Here is a 22,658-nt window from a genome sequence, read left to right on the forward strand (position 1 = left end):
GATTGGTCGCGGCCGCGCGGGGTACACCGCCGCGAGTGGCGCGGGGGCTGGTTCACCCGGCTTGGCCACCGAAGGTGCATCGGAGGGGCCGATGTCGGGTGCGTCAGCGCCAAGCGCGCCGGGGATGTCCGATGACGTGGTGGAGCTGCGGGTACACGGGGCCGCCAGCGCAAGCGCCGCCCAGGTTTTGGACGTGTCGCAGGTCGAGCAGGTCGCGGGCGATCGCAGCGGGGGCTTCTACCGGCCCCGCCGCCAGTGTTCGTGCAGCAGCGGCGAACGGGTGACGGAGGCGTACCGCTGGGGCGACCTGCCCGCCGGAAGCGTGGTCCGAACACTGACGCTGGTGTTCCTCCTGCCGTTCATGCTGGCCAACCTCGCCATCTGGATGCGCCCGGCGAACCACGGCTCCGATGCGATGGTCAGATCCCTGTGCCGGTTACTGGCGCTCACTCTCACCGCCCTGTACGTGCTTGCCTTCGCCGGCGTCACGCTGGACCTGATCGCGTGGAAGTGCATGGGCTCGTCACGCTGCCTGGCCGGGCGCAGCTGGTTGTCCTGGTTGGGTGGGCAACCGGTGGGCCTGCGCCTGGCGGTACTCGCGGTGGTTCCGGCCGCCGCCATCGGTCTGCTCTGGCGGGCCAGCGCGCGGCCAGGGCGAATGTTCGACGCGTTCCGCGCTCCCGCGGACGAGGTCTCCGGGCATCGGCTCAGCGGGATTGGTCAGTGGGACGCCGGGCCGCTGGTGGGTCGGCTGCGTTCGATCCACGTCGCGGCGGCGTTCGCGACACTGGACGTCGTTCTGCTCGCCGCCCGAGCCGCAACCGGCGCCTCGGCCGACACCATCGCGCTGGCCGTGGCCACCGGTGCGGTGCTGGCCACCTGCGTGGTCCTGCTCTGCGCGCCCCCGCTGATCGACCGTGCCGCCTCGGATCAGCGACTGGACCGGATCACCCGCACGGTACGGACGCTCGCCGTGGCCCTGACCATCGTGGTGACGGCCCACGTCCTGGCCAGCCCGGCGCCGTGGCACGAGGGGGCCGGCCTCCCCGGCTACGGCTCAATCCTCACCTCGCTGTTCGTTGCCCAGACAACGTTGCTGACCGCCCTCGCAGCTGTGCTGCTCTGGCGCCGGGACCGGCGGCGGGACGCCATCCCCCTGCTCGGGCTGGGCGCACTGGTGATCGCGGCCAGCGCGGTCAGTCTGGCGGTGGCAGTGTCCGCCGAGTTGGTCTACCGGGTGGCGGATTTCCTGGACCGCGACGCACCGACCGGGGAGGGCCTGGCCTCCGGTCTGCCGCCGGCGTTCACCTGGGCGATCTTTGGCTTTCTCCGGACCGTACTGTTCACGCTGATAGTCGCGGTTCCGGTCGTCCTCATCTCGCGTCGCCGCCGACTCCGTGCCGCGGCGGCGATCGTCGGGTGCGACTACCCGGACCGCCCGCCGGGAGCAGCGACCCGACTGCGGCAGGTGCGCAAGGCGATAGCCAGGGCTCGTTTCACGGAAAAACTGATCCCGTTGGCGGTGGTCTACGCCTGCCTGGCCGGGGTCGGCACGGCCACCACCACCGTCGGTCTGCTGGGGTTGCTCCCGAGCGAATCGGTGCAGCGGTACGCACGGTTGCCGGCCGACCTGATCACCTTCTCCATCGCGTTCGGCAGCTGGGGGATCGCCGCGATCATCCTCGGCCTGGCCGTCGGCGGAATCTTCGCCTATCGGACGGTCGAGTTCAGGCGCCACGTTGGTGTCCTGTGGGACCTCGGCACGTTCTGGCCCCGGGCCGCCCACCCGTTCGCGCCACCCTGCTACGCCGAGCGAGCCGTGCCGGAGCTGACCCGACGAATCACGTACCTGGTCGGACGCGGCAACCCGGTGCTGCTTACCGCACACAGCCACGGGTCGGTCCTGGCCGCCGCGACAGTGCTCCAGTTACCACCCCAGGTCAGCAGCCGGGTCGCTCTCCTCACCCATGGGTCACCGTTGAGCCGGCTCTACGCGCGACTGTTCCCCGCCTTCGTCGACGACGAGGTGCTGCACGAGATCGGCGATCGAGTCGGGTGGCGGTGGGTGAATGTGTGGCGCGACACCGACTCGATTGGCGGCTGGATATTCTCCGCCCACCGGACAGTCGCGCCGGTCACCGTCGGCCGCCCGGCGGCAACGGTGGACCGCCGGCTACGAGATCCCGCCGATGTGGTGCCGCTACCCGGCGACAGCGTCCCGCCGCCGATCCAGGGACACCGGCCCTGCGGAACGGACCAGCGGTACGCCGAGGCGGCCCACGATTTGATCGAGCGCCTTCGTCAGCCGATGGACTCAGGGCCCCTGTCGGGCGACCCGCCGACCGGGCAATGACGGGCCCGCGGAATCGACGCGGGCGTGCCCGAAGTACATGAGCTCCCAGATCGCGTCCTCGGCGAATTCCTCGACCACGCGTCCGCCCTTGTGGTGCTCGATCGTGAGCAGGCCGGCGAAGCGGAGGTAGGCGCCGTCGAACCGGATCAGCCGGGCCGCTGTCCGCTTCAGCCAGGGCAGGTCCTTGGTGAGCGGGTTGCGGACCAGGTCGCGCTTGCGGTCGAAGGTCACCACGTACGTGTCGTCGTCGTCCACGTACGTGTACCGGACGAGGCCCGCCACCGGCTTGCCGGTCTTCGCGTCGGTGTAGACCCCGTGCCGCTCGAAGGTCATCTTCGCCGGATCGTCGCCGATGATCCGGCCGTCGCGGGCCAGCATGAAGATGGGGATCTCGGCGAAGCCGTACTTCTCGGCGCCGGTGATGAACGACGCGATGACCGTGTACGGTCCGGCCTGCCCCCGTCCCCAGTACCAGTCGTTGATGATTTTCTGCAGCCCGACGTTGCCCCAGTTGTGGTCGTGGTAACCGACGCCGGTCGTCTCATGCCGCACACCGTCGATCGTGTACGAGCCCCGCACGGTTCCTTGGGGCACCGAGGGCAGCCAGTTGAACTCGAGGTCGCGCGTCGCGCCGAACAGCATGTGCCCGGTGGCCGGCCGCCAGGCCGGGACCTCGGATGTCAATGTGAAGTCGACCCGCGCACTTCCGGCGGTCGCCTGGATCCGGTACTCGCGCAGGTTCTCGCCCTGGAAGTGGTTGCCCGGCCCCATCCGGACGTCCGTACGCCCGCTCGCCGCCGACCACTCGGCCGCGGGGATCGCGATGGTGTTGTTGGACATCGTGCCGTCGGGCAGTTCCAGGTTGACCCGCAGCTGCGGCGACAGCGGGCTACTCGCCGCGCCGAGGTCCTTGTTCATGAACACCACGACCACCTTCGCGCCGTCGTCGAGGTGGGCGTCGAAGTACCACCACTCGTACGACCCGGCGCGATTGTCGGTGCGGGCGCCGTCCTCCCATTCGCGGACGACATCGCGCTCCAGCCCGAAGCGGGCATAGTCATCGCTCAGCGCGGCCAGTTTGAGGTGATCCGACATGACTCTTCGTCTCCGATGCTTCACAAGTTCGATCTCGCAGTCCATCGCTTCCCCGGACATGGGGCATCGCGCCGACTGCTCCGAGAACCCGGGGCCGCCTGGCAGGCCGTCCGGCGGGGTGTCCGCCAGTGGCTGCGGACGGCTCACAGGGTGGCGAATCCCTGCCGCCAGGACGGATATGTCGGGGTCCAGCCGAGGTGCGTGCGGGCGTAGTGGTTGCTCGCTCCCCGCGCCCAGCCATGCCGCTCGCCCACGGTCTCCGCTGGCGCTGCGACATTGGCCGCCGCGCAGAACGCGGGCACCCACTGCGAGGCGGCGGCGGGCTCGTCGTCGCAGACGTTGACGACGCCGGCGGGCCACCGCAGAGCCGCGACCGCGGCGGCGACGGCGTCGTCGATGTGCAGCAGGCTACTCACGTCCGCGTCGGCGGGGACCTTGCCGGCGGCGGCGAACTGGGCCATCAGACCGTCGCGGGCGTACCAGGTGCCCGGGCCGTAGAGGGTGCCGTACCTCAGCACGACCCACTCGGGCGCCTCCTGGACGGCGGATTCGAGCGCGGCGGCTCCGGCCACACTGGTTTGGCGTGGCTCTGGGGCGCCGAGGTCGAGCGGGGTCTCCTCGGTCGCGGGCTCGGCGCCCGGCTCATACGCCCAGGCGATGCTCTGTGCCACGATCCGGCGTACCCCGGCGGCGAGCGCCGCGTCGACCAGGTTGCGGGTCCCGACCCGGCGCAGCCGCGAATTGGCGGCGAGGTCGCCCGTGCTCAGGCTGGTCAGTTGGTGCATCACCACGTCCGGGCGGGCGTCGCGGACGGCTGCTGCCACCGCGTCGCGGTCGAGCATGTCGACGGCGACCGGGCCGTTGCGGGCCAACCCGATGACCTCATGCCCCTGGGCGGTCAGGAGCGGCGCGAGCCGGCGGCCGATGACGCCGGTCGAACCGGCGAGAACGATACGCATGACGTGCCTCTCCGTCAGTTCGGCCGGGATGAGCGGCGATCCGTACGCTGTTCGAGCTCGTCGGGGCTCACCAGCACCAGCATTTCCTGGCCGGGCGCGCACACCATCACGACCACGAATGTGGTCACCCGATCGGGAAGGTTGTTGGCGGACCGGTAGTGGATGACGTCGCCACCGGGCTCCCAGAACGCCTCACCGGCCTTGATCACCCGTTCGGGCTCGCCCTCCAGCTCGAAGATCATCTCGCCTTCGAGCAGGTAGCCGAAGACCGGGCCGGAGTGCCGGTGTGGCGGCGTGCCGGGGTCGCCCGGTGGTAGTTCGATCGTCGCTGTCATCACATGGGAGCCCTCCGGCAACTCCGGCGGCATGGCCGTGCCCAGCAGCACGACCTCGTTGTTTCCGATCTTCATGGTCTGCATGAATCGAACGTATCCCCGACCGGACCAACACGATGGTCCAGTTGACGACCGGCCCGGTGGACCAGTTGGCAGAGCCCGGACAGTGCCTCCTGCCAGGCATGAGCAGGTGGCGCCGCGTACCCGAGGACCAGGGCCGCCGCCTGCCGCTCATCCGCCGGATCGTGCCAGTAGCCGTTGCCGTGCAGGCCGATCAGCTGAAGCCCCTGGCGGCGCCCGGCCTGGATCAGCCAGCGCTCCTCCGCCACGGACGCCAGCGGCAGCAGCGCGTGCACGCCGGCCGCGATGCCCTCCAGTGGGGTCGGAGTCACCTCGGCCAGGCGGCCGGCCAGCTCGATCCGGCGGCGCCGGTAGGTGAGGCGCATGCGGCGGATGTGCCGGTCGTAGTCGCCGTGCGCGAGCATCTCGGCCATGGCGAGCTGGTCGATCGCGGAGACCGCGGCGCCGGCCTCCATGATCGTCGTCCGCAGTTCGTGACGCAGTAACTCGGGTACGACGAACCAGCCCAGGCGTAGGCCCGGCGCCAGCGACTTGCTCGTGCTGCCGGCGTACACGATCCGCTCTGGCGCCAGCGCCTGCATCGCGCCCACCGGCCGCTGGTCGTAGCGGAACTCGCCGTCGTAGTCGTCCTCGATCAGGAACGCGTCGTGCTCCCGGGCCCACGCGATGAGCCGGTAGCGGTGCCGTGGGGCGAGCACCACTCCGGTCGGATGCTGGTGCGCCGGGGTGAGCAGCGCGGCCTGACCCGCCGCGTCGTCCGGGTCGGCCCCGCCCGGGCCGACGGTGAGCGGGGCGACCGTCAGGCCCGCGGCCCGCAGCACCATCCGGTGATGGGCCAGACCGGGGTTCTCGGTGGCGATGGCGCGTACGCCGCGCCGGTGCAACGTCCGCGCCAGCAGGGAGAGGCCCTGGGTGAAGCCCGCCGTGATCACCACCGCGTCCGGGTCGCAGAGCACTCCACGAGCGCGCGCGAGGTAGCCGGCCACCGCCGCCCGCAACCCGGGCAGCCCGGTCGGCTCGGAGTAGTCCAGCGTGCCGCGCGAAGCCGTTGTCAGCGCCCGGCGGACACTGTCCGCCCAGGCAGTGCGGGGAAACGACGCGAGATCGGGAATTCCCGGCCGTAACTCGATCAATGGCCCGGCCGGGGGCGACGGCCGCGGTTGCCGGCGCGAGCCGGGCGGATCATGGAGCACGTCCGCGACCCGGGTGCCCGAGCCGGGTGCCGCCAACAGCCACCCTTCCGCCACCAGCTGCGCGTACGCCTGCACCACGGTGCCCCGGGCCACGCCGAGGTCGGCGGCCAGGCTCCGGCTTCCAGGTAGGCGCGACCCGGCCCGCAGCCGGCCGGTCCGAATGCTCTCCCGTAACGCGCTCTCCAGCGAGCGACCCGGGAAACCCGCACTCCGATCGAACTCCAGATGCAGGTCAAGCGACTTCGTCACTCAGCAACGATCCCATTCGTGCGAGCAGCACCGGCAGGTTCGGCGACGACTCAGGCGCCAGACCATCGACCTCGACGTACGTGCCGTCGACGAACCACGAGTCGCCAGGCGCCGGTGCCGACGGTCACCGCTGGAACTGGGCTAGTTTCTGCGGGTTGAGGATGATCAACACTCGTTCGATCCCGGCGGGTGAGGCGTCGATGGTGACCAGAGCGACAGTTGTCCCGGGCCGTGCGACGAGGATCGCGGCTTGGCCGTTGGATTCGACGATCTCCGGTGAGAGGTCGCGGCCGAACTTCCGGATCAATCCCAGGATGTAACGCGCGACGTTGTCACGTCCGACGACGGGTAGCTGAGCGGCCCGGACGGTGCCGCCGCCGTCGGCGTAGGAGATGGCTGTTTCGGCGAGCAGTTCCTCGAGCTGGGTCAGCTCACCGGAGCGGGCTGCGGCGAGAAATGCCTGCAGCAGGCGGTCGCGGTCGGCGTGGCCGACCGGTTCGTGCCGCTGCCGGGCCAGATGCGTGCGGGCGCGGTGGCCGAGCTGTCGTGCGTATGCCTCGCTGACGTCGAGTACCTCGCCGATCCGCCGGAACGGGTAATCGAACGCCTCCCGCAGCACGTACACCGCCCGCTCGGCCGGGGTGAGCCGTTCCAACAGGAGTAGCACGGCGAGTTCGAGTGACTCGTTGCGTTCGGCCTGGAGTGTCGGGTCGGCGGAGGTGTCGACGGGCTCGGGCAGCCACGGTCCGGGATACAGCTCGCGGCGGGCGCGAGCCGACGTCGCGGCGTTCAGAGCGAGCCGGGAAGTCGTCGTGACCAGGAACCCGATCGGGTCCCGTACCTGGCTGCGGTCGGTCTGCTGCCACCGGAGCCAGGCTTCCTGCACGACGTCTTCCGCCTCGGCGACACTGCCGAGCATCCGGTAGGCGATGCCGAAGAGCCGCGGACGGACCGGGTCGAACACCGCCAAAGCGTCGACCAGTGCCCCGTCTGTTCCTCGCCCCACCATGGCCGCCGCCTCGTCGCTTCTATCCCTGAATGTGCAGGTGAATTCGCACTGCCGCCGATATCGCTGCTGTTGTTGAGCACCAGCCACACAGATACCCCTGCGGGGCCGTACTACAGCACGTGACCGGCGGTATGGCCAGCGGCTTGGGTCGGCGACGATTCGAGCAGACCGACACATATCTGCACGAGCGTGCCGACGAGCCAGGTGAAGGGACTGTCGATGCCATTCTGTTTGTCGTCTGGCATCGTGTACCAGACGGTGTACGTCGCTTGTACCGCGTGTTCGGCGGCGTCGACTGAACCGAGCAGGTGGTACGCGAGGTTCTTGAGGAGGCATCGTTCGGCGACGACGGCGCAGAACGCACTGGGTAGCGCGTGTGACCGAAGTGGCCGGAGGGGTCCGAGAACCATCTGCTCTCCCAGTGGTTGACGCAGAAGGTTCACTGGGCGGCCCGAGCCGAGGCGAGGCCGCGCCGAGCCGCCGAACGGTCGCGTAGCGCCGTCAGCAGGATGATTACCAGGCCGATGAGCGCCACGGCCGCGTTTGCGGTGGTGAGGAGGATCGCCTCACCTACGGTCGCCCCCTGCATGTTCGTGAGGTGATAGAAGAAATGCGGCAGCGCGAAGACCGAATAGGCAGCCGCGGCAGGGATGACGAAGTGGGCCCTGGGTTTGACCGCCGCGATGCCCAGCAGCAGGGCGATCGCTAGTGAAGCCGTACCGAAGTCCCGCGCATAGTGCTCGCTGAACGGCGGCGTGAGATCCACGGTCGGGAAGTTCGCGTAGAAGCTGGCCGGCCAGATCGCGTTCCAGGCTCCGACCACGAAATTGTCGAGAAACAAGATCACCAGTGCGATACGGATGAGGGCGGTCATGATCGTCGCTCCTTGCGCTGTACCGGCTCGGCGTCCGCGGTGTCGTCCTTGACACGCCAGCCGACGTAGCTGGACACATCAGGAGCCCGCCGGTGGTGGGCGAGTGTCACCAGGTACGGACCGAGCAGGTCTCCGATTCGTGACACGCGCCCCGGCCGCGACCTCTGCTGTCACGAATCGGGGGGCCGTTCGGTCCAGTTCGCAGACGCCGCGGTCGTTCGCGGCGGAGAGGAGCACGCCATGAAGAGAAGCGTTGCGGCGCGCGTGACCGACAGGTCAGACACCGGTCGGGCGCCTCGCACTGATCGTAGCGTCAGATTGATCGTCACGGCCGCGCTTGCTGCCGGTTTCCCGCTGGCGGTCACGCCCGCGCCCGCGCTCGCGCACGGCGCGACGCATTCGATCACGCCGACCGCCGGTGCCGCGCTCGCGACGGCCCCGCAACGGGTCGAGGTGGTGTTCGCCGCCGAGATCACGTCCGACAGCAGTGTCACAGTGACGGACCACACGGGGACGGATTGGGCAGGCGGTCGGCCGGTCATCCACGGTGCGACGCTGCGCCATCAGGTGAGAGCGGATATGCCTGACGGCTGGTACGAGATCAGTTGGCGAGCGACCTTCACCGACGGACACCCGGTAGCCGGCACGGCGGAGTTCACTGTGGGAGCGGAAGCTGCGGCGGCCGCTGCGGCGAATCCGTTTCGGGCCCGTCTCACGCACGGCGGAGTCGTCGCGTTGTACGCCGCCTCGGGTGTAGCAGTACTGGCTCTCCTACTCGCGATCATGACGCTCTCACGCGGTGTCTACGCCGCCAGCAAGCGCACCGATACAGGTGAGTGAGGGTTCCACCCTTTAGGGCTATTTGCGCAGTCATTACTGGACGAGAAGTCTCGGAGAGGTAGAACCAACAGTGACATCACAGCGGCTTATCCCCCTTTCACCCCGGCCCCCGGTCCGGGCTACGCGCCACCGCGGCGTTACGGCGAACCCAGATCGGGAGGTAGCTCAGTGCGTATCGCGGTAGCTGGCGGGACCGGTTGGGTGGGACGTCTCGTCGTCAACGCCGTACGGTCCGCCGGCCACGAGCCGGTCATACTCGCCCGCTCTACAGGTGTGGACCTGATCCGCGGTTCCGGGCTGGACGAGGCGCTGACCGGCGTACCGGTCGTGATTGATGTCAGCAACGTGTCGACGATCAAGCGGGAGGAGTCGGAGAACTTCTTTGGTACGGCGACAACCAACCTGCTCGCCGCAGGCCAGCGCGTCGGGGTTCGGCACCACGTGGCGCTGTCGGTTGTCGGCGCCGATCGGGTGAATTGGGGTTACTACGCGGGCAAACGACGCCAGGAGAGGCTCGTCCTGGACGGTGCGGTACCCGCGACGGTGCTCCGCTCGACGCAGTTCTACGAGTTGGCCGCGCAGATGCTCGCCACCATTCCCGGCCCGATCGCAGTGGTGCCCCAGATGCGCATGCGGCCGATCGCGGCACACGAGGTCGCCGACTGTCTCGTCGACGTCGCCCTGGCAGACCCGGCCGGCCGGGTGCCCGACATCGCCGGCCCGCAACAGTTGCGCATGTCTGACATGGCCCGCCGCCTGCTACGTACCCGCGGAAGTCACCGCGTTGTCCTGCCGGTCCGCCTTCCGGGAGCGACCGGTCGCGCCATGGCCGGACACGGCCTGCTGCCCACCGGCCCCGGTCCGCGGGGCACACAGACCTTCGACCAGTGGCTGGCCAGCCCGGCAGCGCAGAACACCACCGGGCGGCCCGGGTGAACGAAGGCCGGTCACGCATCCCCGCCGCACCGCAGGCTGCGTCACCAGACGGACGGGGCATCGCGCTGACCGCGCTGATCCGGATCGCCCTCGCCGTCCTGTTCCTCGACGAACTCGTTGTCGGGTTCTGGAACCAGGTCTTCCCCGAAAGCTTCTACAACCACTTCCCGACCGTCACCCTCACCCCGCCGTTCAGCGAGCACTACGCGCGAGACTTCGGTGGAGCCACCCTCGGGCTGGCCGTCGTCCTCGGCATAGCGCTCGTCGCGCCTCGCGCCGCATTCACCATCCCCGCGGCAGCGGCGTTCTCCACCTTCGCCATACCCCACTTCTTCTTCCACCTGACCCACCTTCACCACGCCAGCCCTGGCGAGGCGGTGTTCCTGACGACCGCCAATGCCGTCGTCGCCCTGCTCGGCCTCCTCGTTATCGCCCTCACGCTCATCCGAGACGCCAGGCATCGCCGCCCTCGGGCCGGATGATGCGGGCGGACCCGGCGTGACGCCGAGTCCGCCCGTCTCAGGTGTTCTGAATCTCGCCCTGCCGCTGGTAGACCTCCACACCCTCGAACAGGTGCGGCGCGGAGCCGGCCGTGATCATCGTGCGGGGGAGGCGCGCCTGAACTGCTGGTTCGTTTGTCCGTGGCAGTCGTAGAGCTGGATCTGGGCTCCGTTGGCGGTGCTCCAGGCATCCAGGCATCGTCCGGACTGGACGTTGCTGATGGTGCCGTTGGAGTTGACGTTCCACTGTTGGTTGGTTTGGCTGTGGCAGCTGTAGATCTGGACTGCCGCGCCGTTGCCGGAGCCTGCCGCGTCGAGGCACATGGTGCCGTACACCTGGAGTTGCTTGGTTGAGGTGTAGGTCCATGCCTGGTTGGTCTGTCTGTTGCAGTCGTAGAGCTGGACCCGGGTGCCGTTGTTACGGGAGGCGCCGGGTACGTCGATGCACCGGCCGGACTGCGTGCCGACGATCTCGGTGGCCGAGCCGGGTGGGTTGGTCGGCGGATCGGTGGGCGTCGGCGGATCGGTCGGGGTCGAGGGCAGCAACGGGCAGGTGCTGCGGTAGGTGACCACGCCGCTGGAGTCCAGCAGTGGGCAGAGGAACTGGCTGTACCGGGTGTCGTTGTCGATGAACATCTTGACGAACGGCAACATGGTCCGGACCATCACCGGGTTCGACCGTCCGACCATGAAGCCGTGGTCCGCACCGGCGACCTCCAGGTAGACGCTCTCCGTCGTGGCCGGGAGGCTGTTGTACAGGCCGGTGGCGTAGGACGGGGTGACCACCGTGTCCGCCTGCCCAGAGAAGATCATCGTGGGCACCCGGTTGTTCGCCAGGTTCGACGACGGCGAGTACGGCGCGATGCCGACCACTGCCTTCAACGACGAACGCCGGGTGGCGGCGCTCAGCGCGCCGCCGCCGCCCATGGAGTGGCCGGCGACCGCCAACCGGTTGGGGTCGACCCGGTCGCGTACCGGGCTCTGCTGGGTGAGGTAGTCCAGTGCGGCGAGCAACTGGGTGCCTCGGGCCGTGTCGAAATCGTTGCGGCTGTTGGTCTCGATGCCGATCACGACGAAGCCGTGGGAGGCCAGCCACGGTCCCATCCAGGCCAACTCCGCGGAGAACAACGCGGTGTAACCCGGCGAGATCGCGATGGCCCCGAAGGTGCCCTGGCTGGTGTCGGTCGGGTAGTAGATCCTCCCGCCGTTGAAGCCGTACCCGGTCGGGACGCTGACCGACGTGTTGGCGAAGGGGCCGTTCACGGCGGTGACGCTGGTCCGGGTGGGGTCCGGGCCCCGCTGGTACGGGTTGTCGGCGGCCGACGCCGACCCGGTCGCCACGGTGATGGTGAACAACCCGACCGCGGCGGCGATCCCGGCTGCGGCGAGCTTGAGCATCCGTCCCCGAAAACGGGGGGACACCCGGTCAGCATGGGTGTTTCCCGAGGGCGGCGGGTGGTCTACGGGTCCTCGCACTGTCGGTACCTCCTGGTGGTGGGTGGGTGTGGGGCGGACAGGCTCGGTATGGTGCCGAGCCTGCCCGCCCCGGCGATGTCCGGTCGTCAGCGCTGCAGCGTCAGCAGACCCGGCCGGTACGGCAGGAGGCCGTAGTCGCCACCGGAGCTGGGAGAACGCCCCTGGTAGAGCAGTTGCAGGTTGCAGGCGTCAACGGTCATCGTCTGATCGGCGTTGCTGCGGATCAGTTCGCCATGGCTGATGTCGTTGGTCCAGGTGGCGCCGCTGTTGGCCTTGCCAGCGAACGGGTTGCTCTCGGACGTGGCCTGCGGCGTCCACGTACCACCCAGGCTGGTGGCCGTGAACGATCGGAAGTAGCGCCCATTCGCGCCGATCGCCTCGACGAGCATGAGGTACCGGTTCTGACCCTGGAGCTTGTAGACCTGAACCCCTTCGAACAGGTTGTTCGTGGTGTCGGTCATGATCGTCGTGTAGTTCGACCCGAAGCTGCCCGGGAAGTTCCCGATGGGCATGCTGGCCCGGTAGATCCTGCCGTTGTCTCCGGCGAAGAACAGGTACATGTTCTGGTCGTCACCGATGAGCGCCTGGTCGATCGGGCCGGTGCTGGAGTTGGAGATGCTTCCGGTGAACAGCGTCTGCGCCGCGGACCAACTGTTCACGTTGGTCGGGTCGGTCGACGTCCGGTAGGAGAAGGCCGGCCCACCCCACTGATAGGCCAACACCCAGACGTTGCGCGGCGCGAAGTAGAACAACGACGGCGCCACCGCCGCGAACGGCATCTGATTCTGCGACGCCGACCCCATCTGGTTCCAGTTCGAGAAGAGGCCGAAGTTCATCGAGCCCCACGTCGTACCCGTGTCGTGCGTGGTGGCGTAAACCAACTGCTGGCCGTTGTACGGCGCGTGGGTGAAGTCCTTCAGCGACACCCACCCCGACCTCGGCTGCGCCAGCGCGCCCGTCGACGACCAGCGGTACGACGACGGAAGATCACACGAACCGCCGGGCGGCGGCGTCGTCGGTGTCGGCGTCGGCGTTTGGGTGGGCCCACCGACGGCGGCGAGTCGGAATTGCTGGTTGGTCTGTCCGTGGCAGTCGTAGAGCTGGATCTGGGCTCCGTTGGCGGTGCTCCAGGCGTCCAGGCACCGTCCGGACTGGACGTTGCTGATGGTGCCGTTGGAGTTGACGTTCCACTGTTGGTTGGTCTGGCTGTGGCAGCTGTAGATCTGGACTGCCGCCCCGTTGCCGGAGCCTGCCGCGTCGAGGCACATGGTGCCGTACACCTGGAGTTGTTTGGTTGAGGTGTAGGTCCATGCCTGGTTGGTTTGCTTGTTGCAGTCGTAGAGCTGGACCCGGGTGCCGTTGGTGGTCGACGCGTTCGGCACGTCGACGCACCGGCCGGACTGTGTGCCGACGATCTCGGATGCGGAGCCCGGTGGGGGGGTGGGCCCCGGCGTGGTGGGCGTGGGAGTGGGCCCGGGGCCGGCGCTGTTCAGCGCCTCAAGGGTGGCCGTGTAGGCGGCCTTCTTGTTGCCGTTGCACTCGAAGAGCAGCGGAGTGCCACTGGAGCGCCACGAGTCGCAGTCCCGTACCCCCCACACGGTGATTCCGTTGCAGCGAGCCACAGCCAGGCAGTCGTTGACCACGTTGCGGTAGGTGTTGGCCTGCGTCGTGCCGGATCCCTCGATGTCCAACTCGGTGATCTGCACGTCCACCCCGAGGGCGGCGAAGCTGGACAGCGTGGTGCGGTAGTTGCTGTTGTACGCCGAGTTCGCGTTGAAGTGCGACTGGAACCCGACGCAGTCGATCGGCACCCCACGAGACTTGAAGTCGCGCACCATGTTGTACACGGCCTGCGTCTTGGCCCAGGTCCAGTTGTCGGTGTTGTAGTCGTTGTAGCAGAGCTTCGCGTTCGGGTCCGCCGCGTCGGCGGCGCGGAACGCCGCCTCGATCCAGTCGTTGCCGGTGCGCTGCAGGTTCGAGTTGCGACGGGCGCCGCTGTTGCCGTCCTCGAACGCCTCGTTCACCACATCCCACGAGTCGATCTTGCCCCGGTAGTAGGTGGCCACCCGGGTGACGTGGTTCAGCATCGCGTTGCGCAGGGCGGTGCCCTCCATGCCCTGCATCCAGCCCGGCTGCTGCGAGTGCCAGGCCAGGGTGTGGCCCCGGACCTTCCAGCCCCGGGAGATGGCGTGGTTCACGATCCGGTCCGCGTTGCCGAAGGTGAAGTTGTTCTGCTGCGGCTCGGTCGCGTCGATCTTCATCTCGTTCTCGGGGGTGACGCTGTTGAACTCACGGTTCAGGATCGTCGTGTAGGCGCTGTCGTTGAGCTTGTTGGCGGCGACGGCGGCACCGAAGTACCGGCCGGACTGGGCCGCGGCGGCACCGAGGGTCGTCTCGGCGGCCTGGGCGAGATTGGGCAAGAGCGATACGGTCAGGGCCAGAATTATCGCGGCTGTTCCGGAAAGTGTGAGCGCTCGCAGTCGGGAGCGCCCGGTGGGACGGGTCCGGGAGACCATGCTGATCCTCCAGTGGTGGGTGAAATTCCTGTCGCTGTTCCATGGGGAGGCCCCCGCTCGATGGCGGCGGGCACGAGGGTGAGTCCGCCCGAGCGGGTCGGGGCTCACGTCAGCCGTCCGCCCGAATGCGAGTCGGCTCGGGCTGCCTGGCCAGCGGGTGAAGGGCGGTGACAGGTAGGCCCGGTCGCCCGTCGGGGAATGGTCGCGGGCGCTGGCTCTTTCGGCGGTGGACGTGTCACCTGACAGGTGGATGGGCCTGACGGTCGCCGTAAAGCGCCTCCAGTGATGAGAGGATCTTGTTAACGTTCACACTTGTCGATGGCTCTCAGGCTGGCAGAAGATTCCAGAGTTTTCAACCGGTAGTTTCGGACCTGTTACGGATCAGCGCGGTGGAGCTGTGAGCCGCTTCGGCCAGACAAGATCAAATGCTCGGGCGTCTCGGAGCGGCCCGCGCTGCCCGGCTGTCACCCCGAGGAGGTACGACCCGAGCGGGCGCCCGGCGTCACCGTGGCTTCCGCTCGTTGGCACGCCGCCTCGATACTGAGGGCGTGGCGCTCGACTCCGGCAAGGGCTACCGGTTCTGGACCCTCGTCGTGACCAACCTCGCGGGCGTTGCCATGGGCATCTCCGTCAACGGTCTGCACGACGACTACGGCTGGACTGCCGCCGGCGTATCTGCGGGCGCGGCCGGTGCGACGGCATTGCTGGTCCGGCTGCGCGGGCTGCCACCGCGAGCTCCCCTGGTTCGGCTGATACACCGCGTCTTCCTGGCACTCACGTTTGCTGCGTTGGTGGTCGGAGCCTTCGGATCGGGCCGCACCGCGCGGTACGCCCTCCTCGCGGCGGCCGGCGCCGTCATCGTCGTGCTGGTCACCACACCCGGCGTGCGGTTGTTGGAGACGCTCTTCCGGGTGGCGATGATCGGCGTGGCCGTGGGCTATCTGAGCACGTTACTGCCCGAATGGAACCGGTCGAATGCCGGAAAGGTCGTCATCGTCGGCGGTCTCGTGATTCTGGCAAACGTCTACCTCATCGGCCGGGATCACGGCTTCGCGTTCGTGGCGGAGTTCTTTGCCGCACCCCACCCGCATCTGGCCATTCGGCCGCTGGGCGGCGGTACCGCAATGATCATCTTCGGAGTCGCTGGCTTCTTCGAGGTCGGGCTGATAGCCCCGGCGGTCTTCGGTTCGCTCGGTCTGGTGGGGGTCGCGGTCGGGCTGTGCCTGCTCAAGGGCGGTCCCCACGCAGGTGCGATTGCGGTCACCGTCACGGGGGTCGCCGCGATCGTCATCGGTGCGGCGTTCTCCACCATGCACGGCGGTGAACTGGTCGGCGTCGCGTCGATCATCCTCGGTGTGTCGCTGGCAGGCAGGGGCCTTACCCGGACGAACGTGCTTCCGAGCCTGCAAGCCTTCTGGCGGCGGATGGTGCAGGACCCGGACGCCGCTTAGCGAGCGATCGAGCCTGGCCAAGGAGAGTGCCCAGGCGCGACGACCTAACCTCCTAGGACGCTCTGCGGGTTGTGCCTTCACCGACTTGCGTCAAGTGCGGTCGGTGGTCGACAACTGAAGCACTCCGTCAGCTGACGGGACGGCTGGAAAAAAATTCGCGCCGAAGAGCGGTAACCAAATCGGCTGGCCAATCCGTCGTGTCAGTGATGGATCGCCACTGCGGGCGGTCGGCCGAGGAGGGGTACCGGACATGGGCGACGTGCGTGGGCGTTTCAGGGACGATCTGGCCCAACACCCCGCCCCGCCGCTGGGTGACCTGGTCCAGCAGTCGGTGATGCAGGGCCGCCGGCTGCGCCGCCAGCGCCGCCTGATACAGCTCGGCGCCGGCGGATCGGCGTTGGCGATCCTGCTGGTGGTCGGTCTGGCCGCCGGGCCGCTCGGCGTCGGTGCGGGTGATGCCGGGCTGACCGTCGGTTCGCCGGGTGGGTCGGTCGAGACCGCCACGCCGTCCCCGGCCGAGTCCTCGGTTGGCGCCCCGAGCAGGTTCGAGGGGGGCACCAACGACGAGCAGCGAGGAGATCCCCATCGGTCGGCGCCGCCCCCCTCGACCACGGTGATCGACACCGTGAGGATGGGGGCGGGGCCGGACGGTGAGCTGCTGACCACCACACCGCAGGGTGCCCTGGAACTGCTCACCCGGCTGCTACCCGAGGGGAAGACCAGCGGTTATGCGAGTCTGCAGAGCAGCGGGGCGGGCCCCGGCATGCCGTACGTCCAGCTCTACCTGGACCGAGGCGATGGACCGGGCATGCTGCGGCTCTCCATCCGCCAGGACGACCTCCGCGACGGCCCGGTCCCGGGGACGGTGGAGCTGACCGAGTCACCCGACAACTGCGTGCGGACCAAGACGGTCACCGTGCACCACCGCAGGGGCCTCCAGGTCGATTTGTTGATCTCGACCTGTCTGGTCTGGGACGGCAAGGGGACCTCGCCGGCACCCCCCGTCCTCTCCGTGAACGAGGCGACCGGGATCGCCGCCAACCCGATCTGGGGGACGAAACTGCCGGCCGAGTTCGTTGTCAACGGTGCCAAGCGGTTCCCGACGCTGGCCCGGTCGAATGGCTGACGAGGACTTCGTCGAGTTCGCGCAGGCGGCCGGCGGCCGCCTGCGCGACGCCGCGTTCCTGATGTGCCGCGACTGGCATCTCGCCCAGGACCTCACCCAGACGACGTTGGCCAAGGTGTACGCCAACTGGAGGCGGGTCCGCCGGGCCGACGACCCCCACGCGTACGCCCGCAAGATACTGCTGCGCTGCATGATCGACCAGCAGCGGCGTCGCTCCAGCCGCGAGTTGGCGATGTCGGCGCCGCCGGATCGGGGCGAGGAACATCCGGCCGAGCTGCGCATGACGTTGCTGGACGCGGTCGCCACCCTGCCGTTGCGGGATCGGGCGATCATCGTTCTGCGCTACTGGGACGACCTGAGCGTGGAGACAACCGCCGAGGTTGTGGGCGTCTCCACCGCGGTCGTCAAGAGCCAGAGCATGCGCTCCCTCAACCGCCTGCGCGAGTTGCTCGGCGAGACCCGTTCCGAACTGTTCGCCGAGGAACGCCATTGACCGGTCCCGTCCGCGGCCGGGGTGCGGTGGGTCCCGGTGCCGGACCGCCGGGCAACCGCTGCGCCGGTGATGAGGCGGCGGCGAAGCTGCCACCCCGCGTCGTCGCCTGAAGCGCGACCTGCGGTGGCGAATATCTGCGTTTGGGGAGGTTTTGGGTGTCCGTATCGAGCAGCAGGACCAGCCGAGGCCGGATTCGCGGCAGAGGCCGAGGCTCGGTCACCGTCGTGCCGGCGCTCCTGTCGGCGTTGGTGCTGATGGCCGCAGGGTGTCATCGGGGGGAGCCCGGCGTCGGCCCCGACGAGCGACACACCGCGAACGCGGAACGGCGCGATCCGAGCCCGCTACTGGGGGCGGGGGATCTGGGAGCGGACTGGCATGAGGACGACGCGCGAACCGGTCCGGCCTCCTGGCCGTGGGAGCAGGACAGCTGCCCCGACTACAAGAGCAGCGACTACCAGGCCAAGTCGCATCGGCGCGCTGCCGTGCAGCGCTACTACCGGCTGTCTGACGGCTCGTCGCCGGCCCACCACGTCGTGGAGACGTACGAACCTGGATGGGCCGAGCGGAACGTCGATGACGTCCGTCGGGTCGTCCTGCGGTGCGCGAGCTACCCGGTTCTCGGGTCGCAGGTTTCGTTCGACGTCGTCGACCCGCACTATCTGGCGGGCAGCGGCATGCTCGTTCGAGGTCGCATCGCGCATGCGGACACCCCGGACACCGTCACGTACTTCGTGATGGTGAAACGAGGCGAGACGGTCTCGACGGTCCGTCTGCCCGACCCGGGCAGTCGGGCCGCGGTGGATGCGGTCGCGGCGAAGGCGGTGGCTCGCCTTGGCTGAGCGGAAAGGGCGGCAGCTGCCGCGCCGCTGGGTCGTCTCCGCGGTCACCATGTCTCTGGCGGGCGTCGCGACGGCCGCCTTCGGTGCCACGCGCGGTCGCGACGGCGACGGAGCCGGCCCATCGCACGGTTCTTCCCCCGCCAGTCCGATCCCCACCACGCCGGCCATCGACCGGATCGACCAGGCCAGAACGCGCATCAAGGCCTACGTGCAGCGGTACGACGGCCACCTGGCGGTCGCGGTACTGGATCGACAAGGAACGGCTGCCGTGACGGTCGGCGTCAAACGGTTCGAGACCGCCAGCATCGTCAAGGTCAACATCCTGGCGGCTCTGCTGCTGCGCCAGAGGCCGCCGGGCAAGGCCCTGGGTTCTGACACCCGACGGCTGGCCGAAGCCATGATCGTGTCCAGTGACAACGACGCGGCGGTGGCCCTGTGGCAGCGGATCGAGGGCTCGCGCGGTCTCACCGCCGCGAACCGCGCGCTCGGTCTGCGGGAGACCAGGCCCAACTCGCAGTGGGGACGGACCACGACCACGGCGGCCGACCAGCTTCGTCTGCTGACCGCGCTGACGTCACCGACGGGACCGCTGACCCCGCAGGACCGTACCTTCATCCTGGGCCTGATGAACAAGGTGATCCCCGAGCAACGATGGGGGATCACCGCCGCGCGGGAGCCGGGCAGTCGTTCCGGCTACGTCAAGAACGGCTGGGACACCGCTGATGTCGACGGCGGCCGCTGGCTGGTCAACAGCATCGGACGGATCGTCGAGGCCCGTCATGACTGGCTGATCGCCGTGCTCTCCGACCATCACGTGAGCCAGAAAGAGGGCATTCGCGTCGTCGAGAAGGCCGCCACGTACGTGCTCAAGGAGCTGCGCGCCGCCACCGCGGACGACGGCCCTTCCCAGGGATAGCCCCGCCTTCGGGTAGGCCGACGTAGGGGAAAGAGATTGCCTGGGGCGCTGACGGTCCTGGCCCCCGGCTCCGACGCTCTTGAGCTTTCTGACGCTGCGGATGCGGTCGGGTTCGGCACCGCGCCGAGCCCGCCCCAATCTGTCTCCAGGGCCGTGGGAGGTATCCGTCGATTCGGTGCCACGATTCGTGGAGCGCCTGCCAGAGTGGTTCATGCCCTTGAGTACGTACCATCTCAGAGCCTCGGTCGCCGTGTCCGACATTCAGACGGCCGTGGCCTTCTACGAAGGCACGCTGGGCCTGCGGGCGTTGCGGTCCGGCCCCAGCGCCACCATCGCCGACGGCAGCCGCGTCTATGGCTCGGGTGGCGGGCCGGCGCTGAACGTGTACCAGTCGGTCACCGCCGGGAAGACCTCGGCGACGTTGGCGACGTGGTACGTCGACGACATCGACCAGATTGTCGACGAGCTCACCTCGTCCGGCGTCGAGTTCGTTCGCTACGAGCAGTTCGAGCACGACGACAAGGGGATTACCGCGCGGGCCGGAGGTGGACGTATCGCCTGGTTCCAGGACCCGGACGGCAACACCTTCGCTCTCGAGGCCGACGCGTGACCTCCGCCTGAGCCTCGGGCCTGTCGCCGCCGCGCGGTGATGACCTGTGGCGGCGCTGGTGGGCGTACGGAAGGTCCGGGTGGCAGCTGGTGGGGCACTGCCGGAAGACCAATCCGGCTCAGGGCGTCAACGCCCTGAGCCGGATCAGCGTGTCAGCTGTCGGTGTTGCTGATCAGGTGACGTTGATGTCGCTGCACCACATGTAGGTCTGGTCCAGGTGCGACGCCCTCCAGAGCACGAACAGGATGTGGTTTCCGCTGCGCGCCGGGAGCGAGACGTTGAACGAGATGTTCTGCGCCGGCGCGTACCGCCCGGTCGTCGTGATCAGGTCGAGGTTGCCCCACCCGAGCTTCTGGGTGGACGGGTTGAACCCCTGCTTGGTGACGTAGACCTGGAAGTAGTCAGCGCCGTGGCTGGCCTGGTCGTACAGCTGGACCGTCAGGTTGCGGCTGACGTTGGTCGTCCTCCACGCCCCAGGCTGGTTCACGCTGTCGTTCCTGGACAGGGCGTTGCTGCACAGCTGCCCGTCCGGGGTGCGGGCTTGGTACTGGCCGCCGAGGCCGTCCCGCAGCTGACTCATCCAGTTCCACATGGTGTCGGGGTTGGCCTGGAACGCCCGCCAGCACATGGGGTCTTGCTGCTGCATGGCGGGGTTCATGTGCTGGCTGCCCCAGGACTTCCAACACTGGTAGGCGCGGCTCATCGGGTTGATGATGGTGCCGTGCGCCTGGGCTGCCCCGGTGAAGGGCAGCATGCCCGCCACGATGGCGAACACCATGACGAGCGCTCGCAGGGACCGACGGACATGTGACCGGGATCGTCCGCCGGATTGATCGGGCTTGTGTAAACGCACTGTTCATCCTCCGCTCTTCGGTACCAGAGATCAGAATGGGAACGCTCCCAAACCAACTGTTACATCTACTGGGCTAAATATCAATACTCATCGATCTATGGTCGGATGTGGATCGAGCTGACCGGGAGTGTCCGCAGTCGCGGCATCGCCGTACGGCCGCCCGGCAAGCTCAGAGGTCCGCTGCGGCGTCGTACCGGCGGCGCTGGTCGGCCATCTCCGACTCGGTCAGCGCCTCCTTGAGTGCCAACTCCGCGTACTTGGCCGGGAACATCTGCCGGACCCGGTCGGTGAACATGACCTCGGCGGTCGCCTCGACCACCTGGATGCCCGGAGGGTCGGTGGTCATGTCCATGATCACGGGACCGGCCAGCTTGACCGCCACGTCCCAGGGGCGTTTCTGCTCGGCGACCCCGCAGAGGTGGAAGCCGTAGACCGTCTGCACGTCGGCGAGCGCGGTGACCTCGGTCGGCTCGTAGCCGTAGACGCGGACCCCGCAGATCACCGCCGGCTTCCCCGTGGTGGCCGCCTGCTGGGCGCCGTGTCCGGCGTGGTTGTGCTGCCCCGGGTCCGCCTGTTCGAGCGTGGTACGCATCCGGGCCGTGATCTGCGTGTTCAGGTCCGCCGGCTCCGCCTCCGGGCCGGCCCTGTTGACCAGGACGACCGCGCCGGCCGACACCACCAGCAGGATCACCGCTACCCACACGAAGCGGTTTCGGTACCAACCCGCGAAGTTCTCTCGGGAAATCATGTTTGCTTCTCACCTCGTCGCCGGTTCTGGTGTGCTGGCAGGCCGAATCGGGCGCCCCTGGCGGGTCAGGCGTTGAGCGCGTCGGCCGTCGGGGAAACGTGACGCGGGCGTCTGCGGCGGGCAGGCATGATTGCCCGCCACCATGCCCGTCGTCGTAGAGATGGCCCGGCGATCCGGCAGGCGAGCGTCCGCCAAGGCGGCGCCCTGCCGGCGCTGTGTTGCTCCCGTGCTGGCCGTTCCCAGCACGGTTGCCCCCGTGCTGCGGCGATATGAGCCATTCCAACACGTCTGGATCGGCTTTGGCAACATCGACGAGCATCAGCGTGGGTTCGACCCGGGCCCACCCGCACCTTCGTCGCGCACGAGTGCCCACGCCGCACCGCCGCGGGTCCCCCGAACGGATCCGCAGCGAGCGCAACCAGGATCGGATATGGTCCGTGCCACCCGATTTGCCGCTTGTAAGGGGAAAATATGAGCCGCTTGCCCTATGTGAACCCTGCCGACACCCCGGCGCCGGTCCGCGACGCTTTGCAGGCCGCGCTTCCCCTGAACTTCTTCCGCGTCATGGCCCACGCCGAGACGGCGTTTCCGGACTGGATGCGCTGGGGCGGCACGCTGCTCACGGACCTGGCCCTCGACCCGCTGCTGCGCGAAATCGCGATCCTGCGAGTTGCCCAGCTGAGCAACGTCACATACGAGTGGGTTCAGCACGAGCCGATCGCGCGCTCCGTCGGCGCCACGGACGAGATGATCCACGCGCTCGGGCGCGACGAGATCGGGGCCGACTATTTCACGTCGGACCAGCGGATCGTCCTGCGTTTCACGACCGAGGTCGTCCGCGACGTCCGCCCACCCGACGACACCACCATCGCACTGACAGGGCGGCTCTCCCCGCGCGAGGTGATCGAACTCCTGATGGTGATCGGGCAGTACATGATGATCGCCCGGGTCGCCGCGGTAACGGGCCTGGACGTCGACAAGCCCATGGGCGCCGCCGTTTACGGTGCCGCCGGTAGCTGACACGAGCACCTGTGCGGGTCGGACATGGCGGTACCGCTGCGCGACACGGACCCGACCGCGGCCGTGCGGGCCTGACTAATGTCATGAGTGCCTGTGCACCCCGCATCGAACGTCGTGACTAAGCGCACTGGAGCCCGCCCCGTCCCGTCGATGAGACTCGATTCAACGCCGGAACACCAGCCGGCC

Annotated in this window: 23 protein-coding genes; 11 read left to right on the top strand and 12 right to left on the bottom strand. The window is 68.5% G+C overall.

Translation table 11 applies throughout. The annotated features are described in order from the left end of the window. Window positions 1-124: 124 nt before the first annotated feature. On the top strand, window positions 125-2,353 hold the full coding sequence (locus AC5L30_RS11795) for a hypothetical protein (RefSeq protein ID WP_494867115.1): 2,229 nt from the start codon (window positions 125-127) through the stop codon (window positions 2,351-2,353). On the opposite strand, the gene AC5L30_RS11800 is transcribed toward AC5L30_RS11795, so the two are convergent. The 8 genes from AC5L30_RS11800 to AC5L30_RS11835 form a co-directional block, all read right to left on the bottom strand. After that, complete coding sequence (locus tag AC5L30_RS11800) at window positions 2,315-3,448, bottom strand: hypothetical protein (protein WP_494867116.1); 1,134 nt, start codon at window positions 3,446-3,448, stop codon at window positions 2,315-2,317. The two genes, AC5L30_RS11795 and AC5L30_RS11800, sit on opposite strands and share 39 nt — an antisense overlap. A 143-nt stretch (window positions 3,449-3,591) precedes the next feature. Next, on the bottom strand, window positions 3,592-4,407 hold the full coding sequence (locus AC5L30_RS11805; RefSeq protein ID WP_494867118.1) for an NAD-dependent epimerase/dehydratase family protein: 816 nt from the start codon (window positions 4,405-4,407) through the stop codon (window positions 3,592-3,594). A 14-nt stretch (window positions 4,408-4,421) separates the two neighbouring features. Continuing rightward, window positions 4,422-4,826, bottom strand: a complete 405-nt coding sequence (locus AC5L30_RS11810) for a cupin domain-containing protein (protein WP_494867119.1) — start codon at window positions 4,824-4,826, stop codon at window positions 4,422-4,424. Beyond that, on the bottom strand, window positions 4,814-6,265 hold the full coding sequence (gene pdxR, locus AC5L30_RS11815) for a MocR-like pyridoxine biosynthesis transcription factor PdxR (RefSeq protein WP_494867120.1): 1,452 nt from the start codon (window positions 6,263-6,265) through the stop codon (window positions 4,814-4,816). Before pdxR ends, AC5L30_RS11810 begins: the two co-directional genes overlap by 13 nt. A 124-nt stretch (window positions 6,266-6,389) precedes the next feature. Next, the gene (gene sigJ / locus AC5L30_RS11820; protein WP_494867122.1) at window positions 6,390-7,361 is read right to left on the bottom strand and encodes an RNA polymerase sigma factor SigJ; all 972 of its coding nucleotides are present in this window, start codon (window positions 7,359-7,361) and stop codon (window positions 6,390-6,392) included. Between the two features lie 23 nt (window positions 7,362-7,384). Then, the gene (locus AC5L30_RS11825) at window positions 7,385-7,684 is read right to left on the bottom strand and encodes a hypothetical protein (RefSeq protein ID WP_494867123.1); all 300 of its coding nucleotides are present in this window, start codon (window positions 7,682-7,684) and stop codon (window positions 7,385-7,387) included. Window positions 7,685-7,713: 29 nt separating this feature from the next. Continuing rightward, entirely contained in the window at window positions 7,714-8,148 is a 435-nt protein-coding gene (locus AC5L30_RS11830) for a hypothetical protein (protein ID WP_494867124.1), read from the bottom strand. Next, entirely contained in the window at window positions 8,145-8,294 is a 150-nt protein-coding gene (locus AC5L30_RS11835; protein WP_494867125.1) for a hypothetical protein, read from the bottom strand. Before AC5L30_RS11835 ends, AC5L30_RS11830 begins: the two co-directional genes overlap by 4 nt. A gap of 94 nt (window positions 8,295-8,388) precedes the next feature. On the opposite strand from AC5L30_RS11835, the gene AC5L30_RS11840 reads away from it, so the two are divergent. From AC5L30_RS11840 to AC5L30_RS11850, 3 genes are all read left to right on the top strand, one after another. Continuing rightward, window positions 8,389-8,988 carry a copper resistance CopC family protein gene (locus AC5L30_RS11840; RefSeq protein WP_494867126.1) on the top strand — a complete coding sequence of 200 codons (600 nt, stop codon included), beginning with the start codon at window positions 8,389-8,391 and terminating at the stop codon, window positions 8,986-8,988. Window positions 8,989-9,189: 201 nt separating this feature from the next. Further along, entirely contained in the window at window positions 9,190-9,924 is a 735-nt protein-coding gene (locus tag AC5L30_RS11845; protein WP_494867127.1) for an SDR family oxidoreductase, read from the top strand. Next, entirely contained in the window at window positions 9,921-10,406 is a 486-nt protein-coding gene (locus AC5L30_RS11850; protein WP_494867128.1) for a hypothetical protein, read from the top strand. Before AC5L30_RS11845 ends, AC5L30_RS11850 begins: the two co-directional genes overlap by 4 nt. 114 nt (window positions 10,407-10,520) lie before the next feature. On the opposite strand, the gene AC5L30_RS11855 is transcribed toward AC5L30_RS11850, so the two are convergent. Both AC5L30_RS11855 and AC5L30_RS11860 read right to left on the bottom strand, forming a co-directional pair. Further along, window positions 10,521-11,900 (bottom strand): poly(ethylene terephthalate) hydrolase family protein, encoded by a 1,380-nt coding sequence (locus AC5L30_RS11855; RefSeq protein WP_494867129.1) that lies wholly within the window; start codon window positions 11,898-11,900, stop codon window positions 10,521-10,523. A gap of 86 nt (window positions 11,901-11,986) precedes the next feature. After that, complete coding sequence (locus AC5L30_RS11860) at window positions 11,987-14,416, bottom strand: non-reducing end alpha-L-arabinofuranosidase family hydrolase (protein ID WP_494867131.1); 2,430 nt, start codon at window positions 14,414-14,416, stop codon at window positions 11,987-11,989. 548 nt (window positions 14,417-14,964) lie between these two features. Here AC5L30_RS11860 and AC5L30_RS11865 point away from each other — a divergent pair. The 6 genes from AC5L30_RS11865 (at window position 14,965) to AC5L30_RS11890 (ending at window position 19,851) form a co-directional block, all read left to right on the top strand. Continuing rightward, entirely contained in the window at window positions 14,965-15,867 is a 903-nt protein-coding gene (locus AC5L30_RS11865) for a hypothetical protein (protein ID WP_494867133.1), read from the top strand. A gap of 250 nt (window positions 15,868-16,117) precedes the next feature. Beyond that, window positions 16,118-16,993, top strand: a complete 876-nt coding sequence (locus AC5L30_RS11870; RefSeq protein WP_494867135.1) for a hypothetical protein — start codon at window positions 16,118-16,120, stop codon at window positions 16,991-16,993. Beyond that, window positions 16,986-17,486: a SigE family RNA polymerase sigma factor gene (locus AC5L30_RS11875; protein ID WP_494867136.1), complete on the top strand. Its 501-nt coding sequence runs from the start codon at window positions 16,986-16,988 to the stop codon at window positions 17,484-17,486. Before AC5L30_RS11870 ends, AC5L30_RS11875 begins: the two co-directional genes overlap by 8 nt. 245 nt (window positions 17,487-17,731) lie before the next feature. Beyond that, window positions 17,732-18,325 (top strand): hypothetical protein, encoded by a 594-nt coding sequence (locus AC5L30_RS11880; RefSeq protein ID WP_494867137.1) that lies wholly within the window; start codon window positions 17,732-17,734, stop codon window positions 18,323-18,325. Then, complete coding sequence (locus tag AC5L30_RS11885; RefSeq protein ID WP_494867138.1) at window positions 18,318-19,241, top strand: serine hydrolase; 924 nt, start codon at window positions 18,318-18,320, stop codon at window positions 19,239-19,241. The genes AC5L30_RS11880 and AC5L30_RS11885 overlap by 8 nt, the downstream gene beginning before the upstream one ends. Before the next feature lie 250 nt (window positions 19,242-19,491). Next, window positions 19,492-19,851, top strand: coding sequence for a VOC family protein (locus tag AC5L30_RS11890; RefSeq protein ID WP_494867139.1), 360 nt, complete (start codon window positions 19,492-19,494; stop codon window positions 19,849-19,851). A gap of 172 nt (window positions 19,852-20,023) precedes the next feature. Here the strand turns inward: AC5L30_RS11890 and AC5L30_RS11895 are convergent, their stop codons facing one another. Both AC5L30_RS11895 and AC5L30_RS11900 read right to left on the bottom strand, forming a co-directional pair. Further along, the gene (locus AC5L30_RS11895) at window positions 20,024-20,629 is read right to left on the bottom strand and encodes a lytic polysaccharide monooxygenase auxiliary activity family 9 protein (RefSeq protein ID WP_494867140.1); all 606 of its coding nucleotides are present in this window, start codon (window positions 20,627-20,629) and stop codon (window positions 20,024-20,026) included. 244 nt (window positions 20,630-20,873) lie between these two features. Further along, window positions 20,874-21,452 (bottom strand): hypothetical protein, encoded by a 579-nt coding sequence (locus AC5L30_RS11900; RefSeq protein WP_494867141.1) that lies wholly within the window; start codon window positions 21,450-21,452, stop codon window positions 20,874-20,876. A gap of 471 nt (window positions 21,453-21,923) precedes the next feature. On the opposite strand from AC5L30_RS11900, the gene AC5L30_RS11905 reads away from it, so the two are divergent. Next, window positions 21,924-22,472, top strand: coding sequence for a carboxymuconolactone decarboxylase family protein (locus tag AC5L30_RS11905; protein ID WP_494867142.1), 549 nt, complete (start codon window positions 21,924-21,926; stop codon window positions 22,470-22,472). Window positions 22,473-22,658: the final 186 nt, after the last annotated feature.

It is taken from the genome of Micromonospora sp. BQ32 (assembly GCF_059358895.1).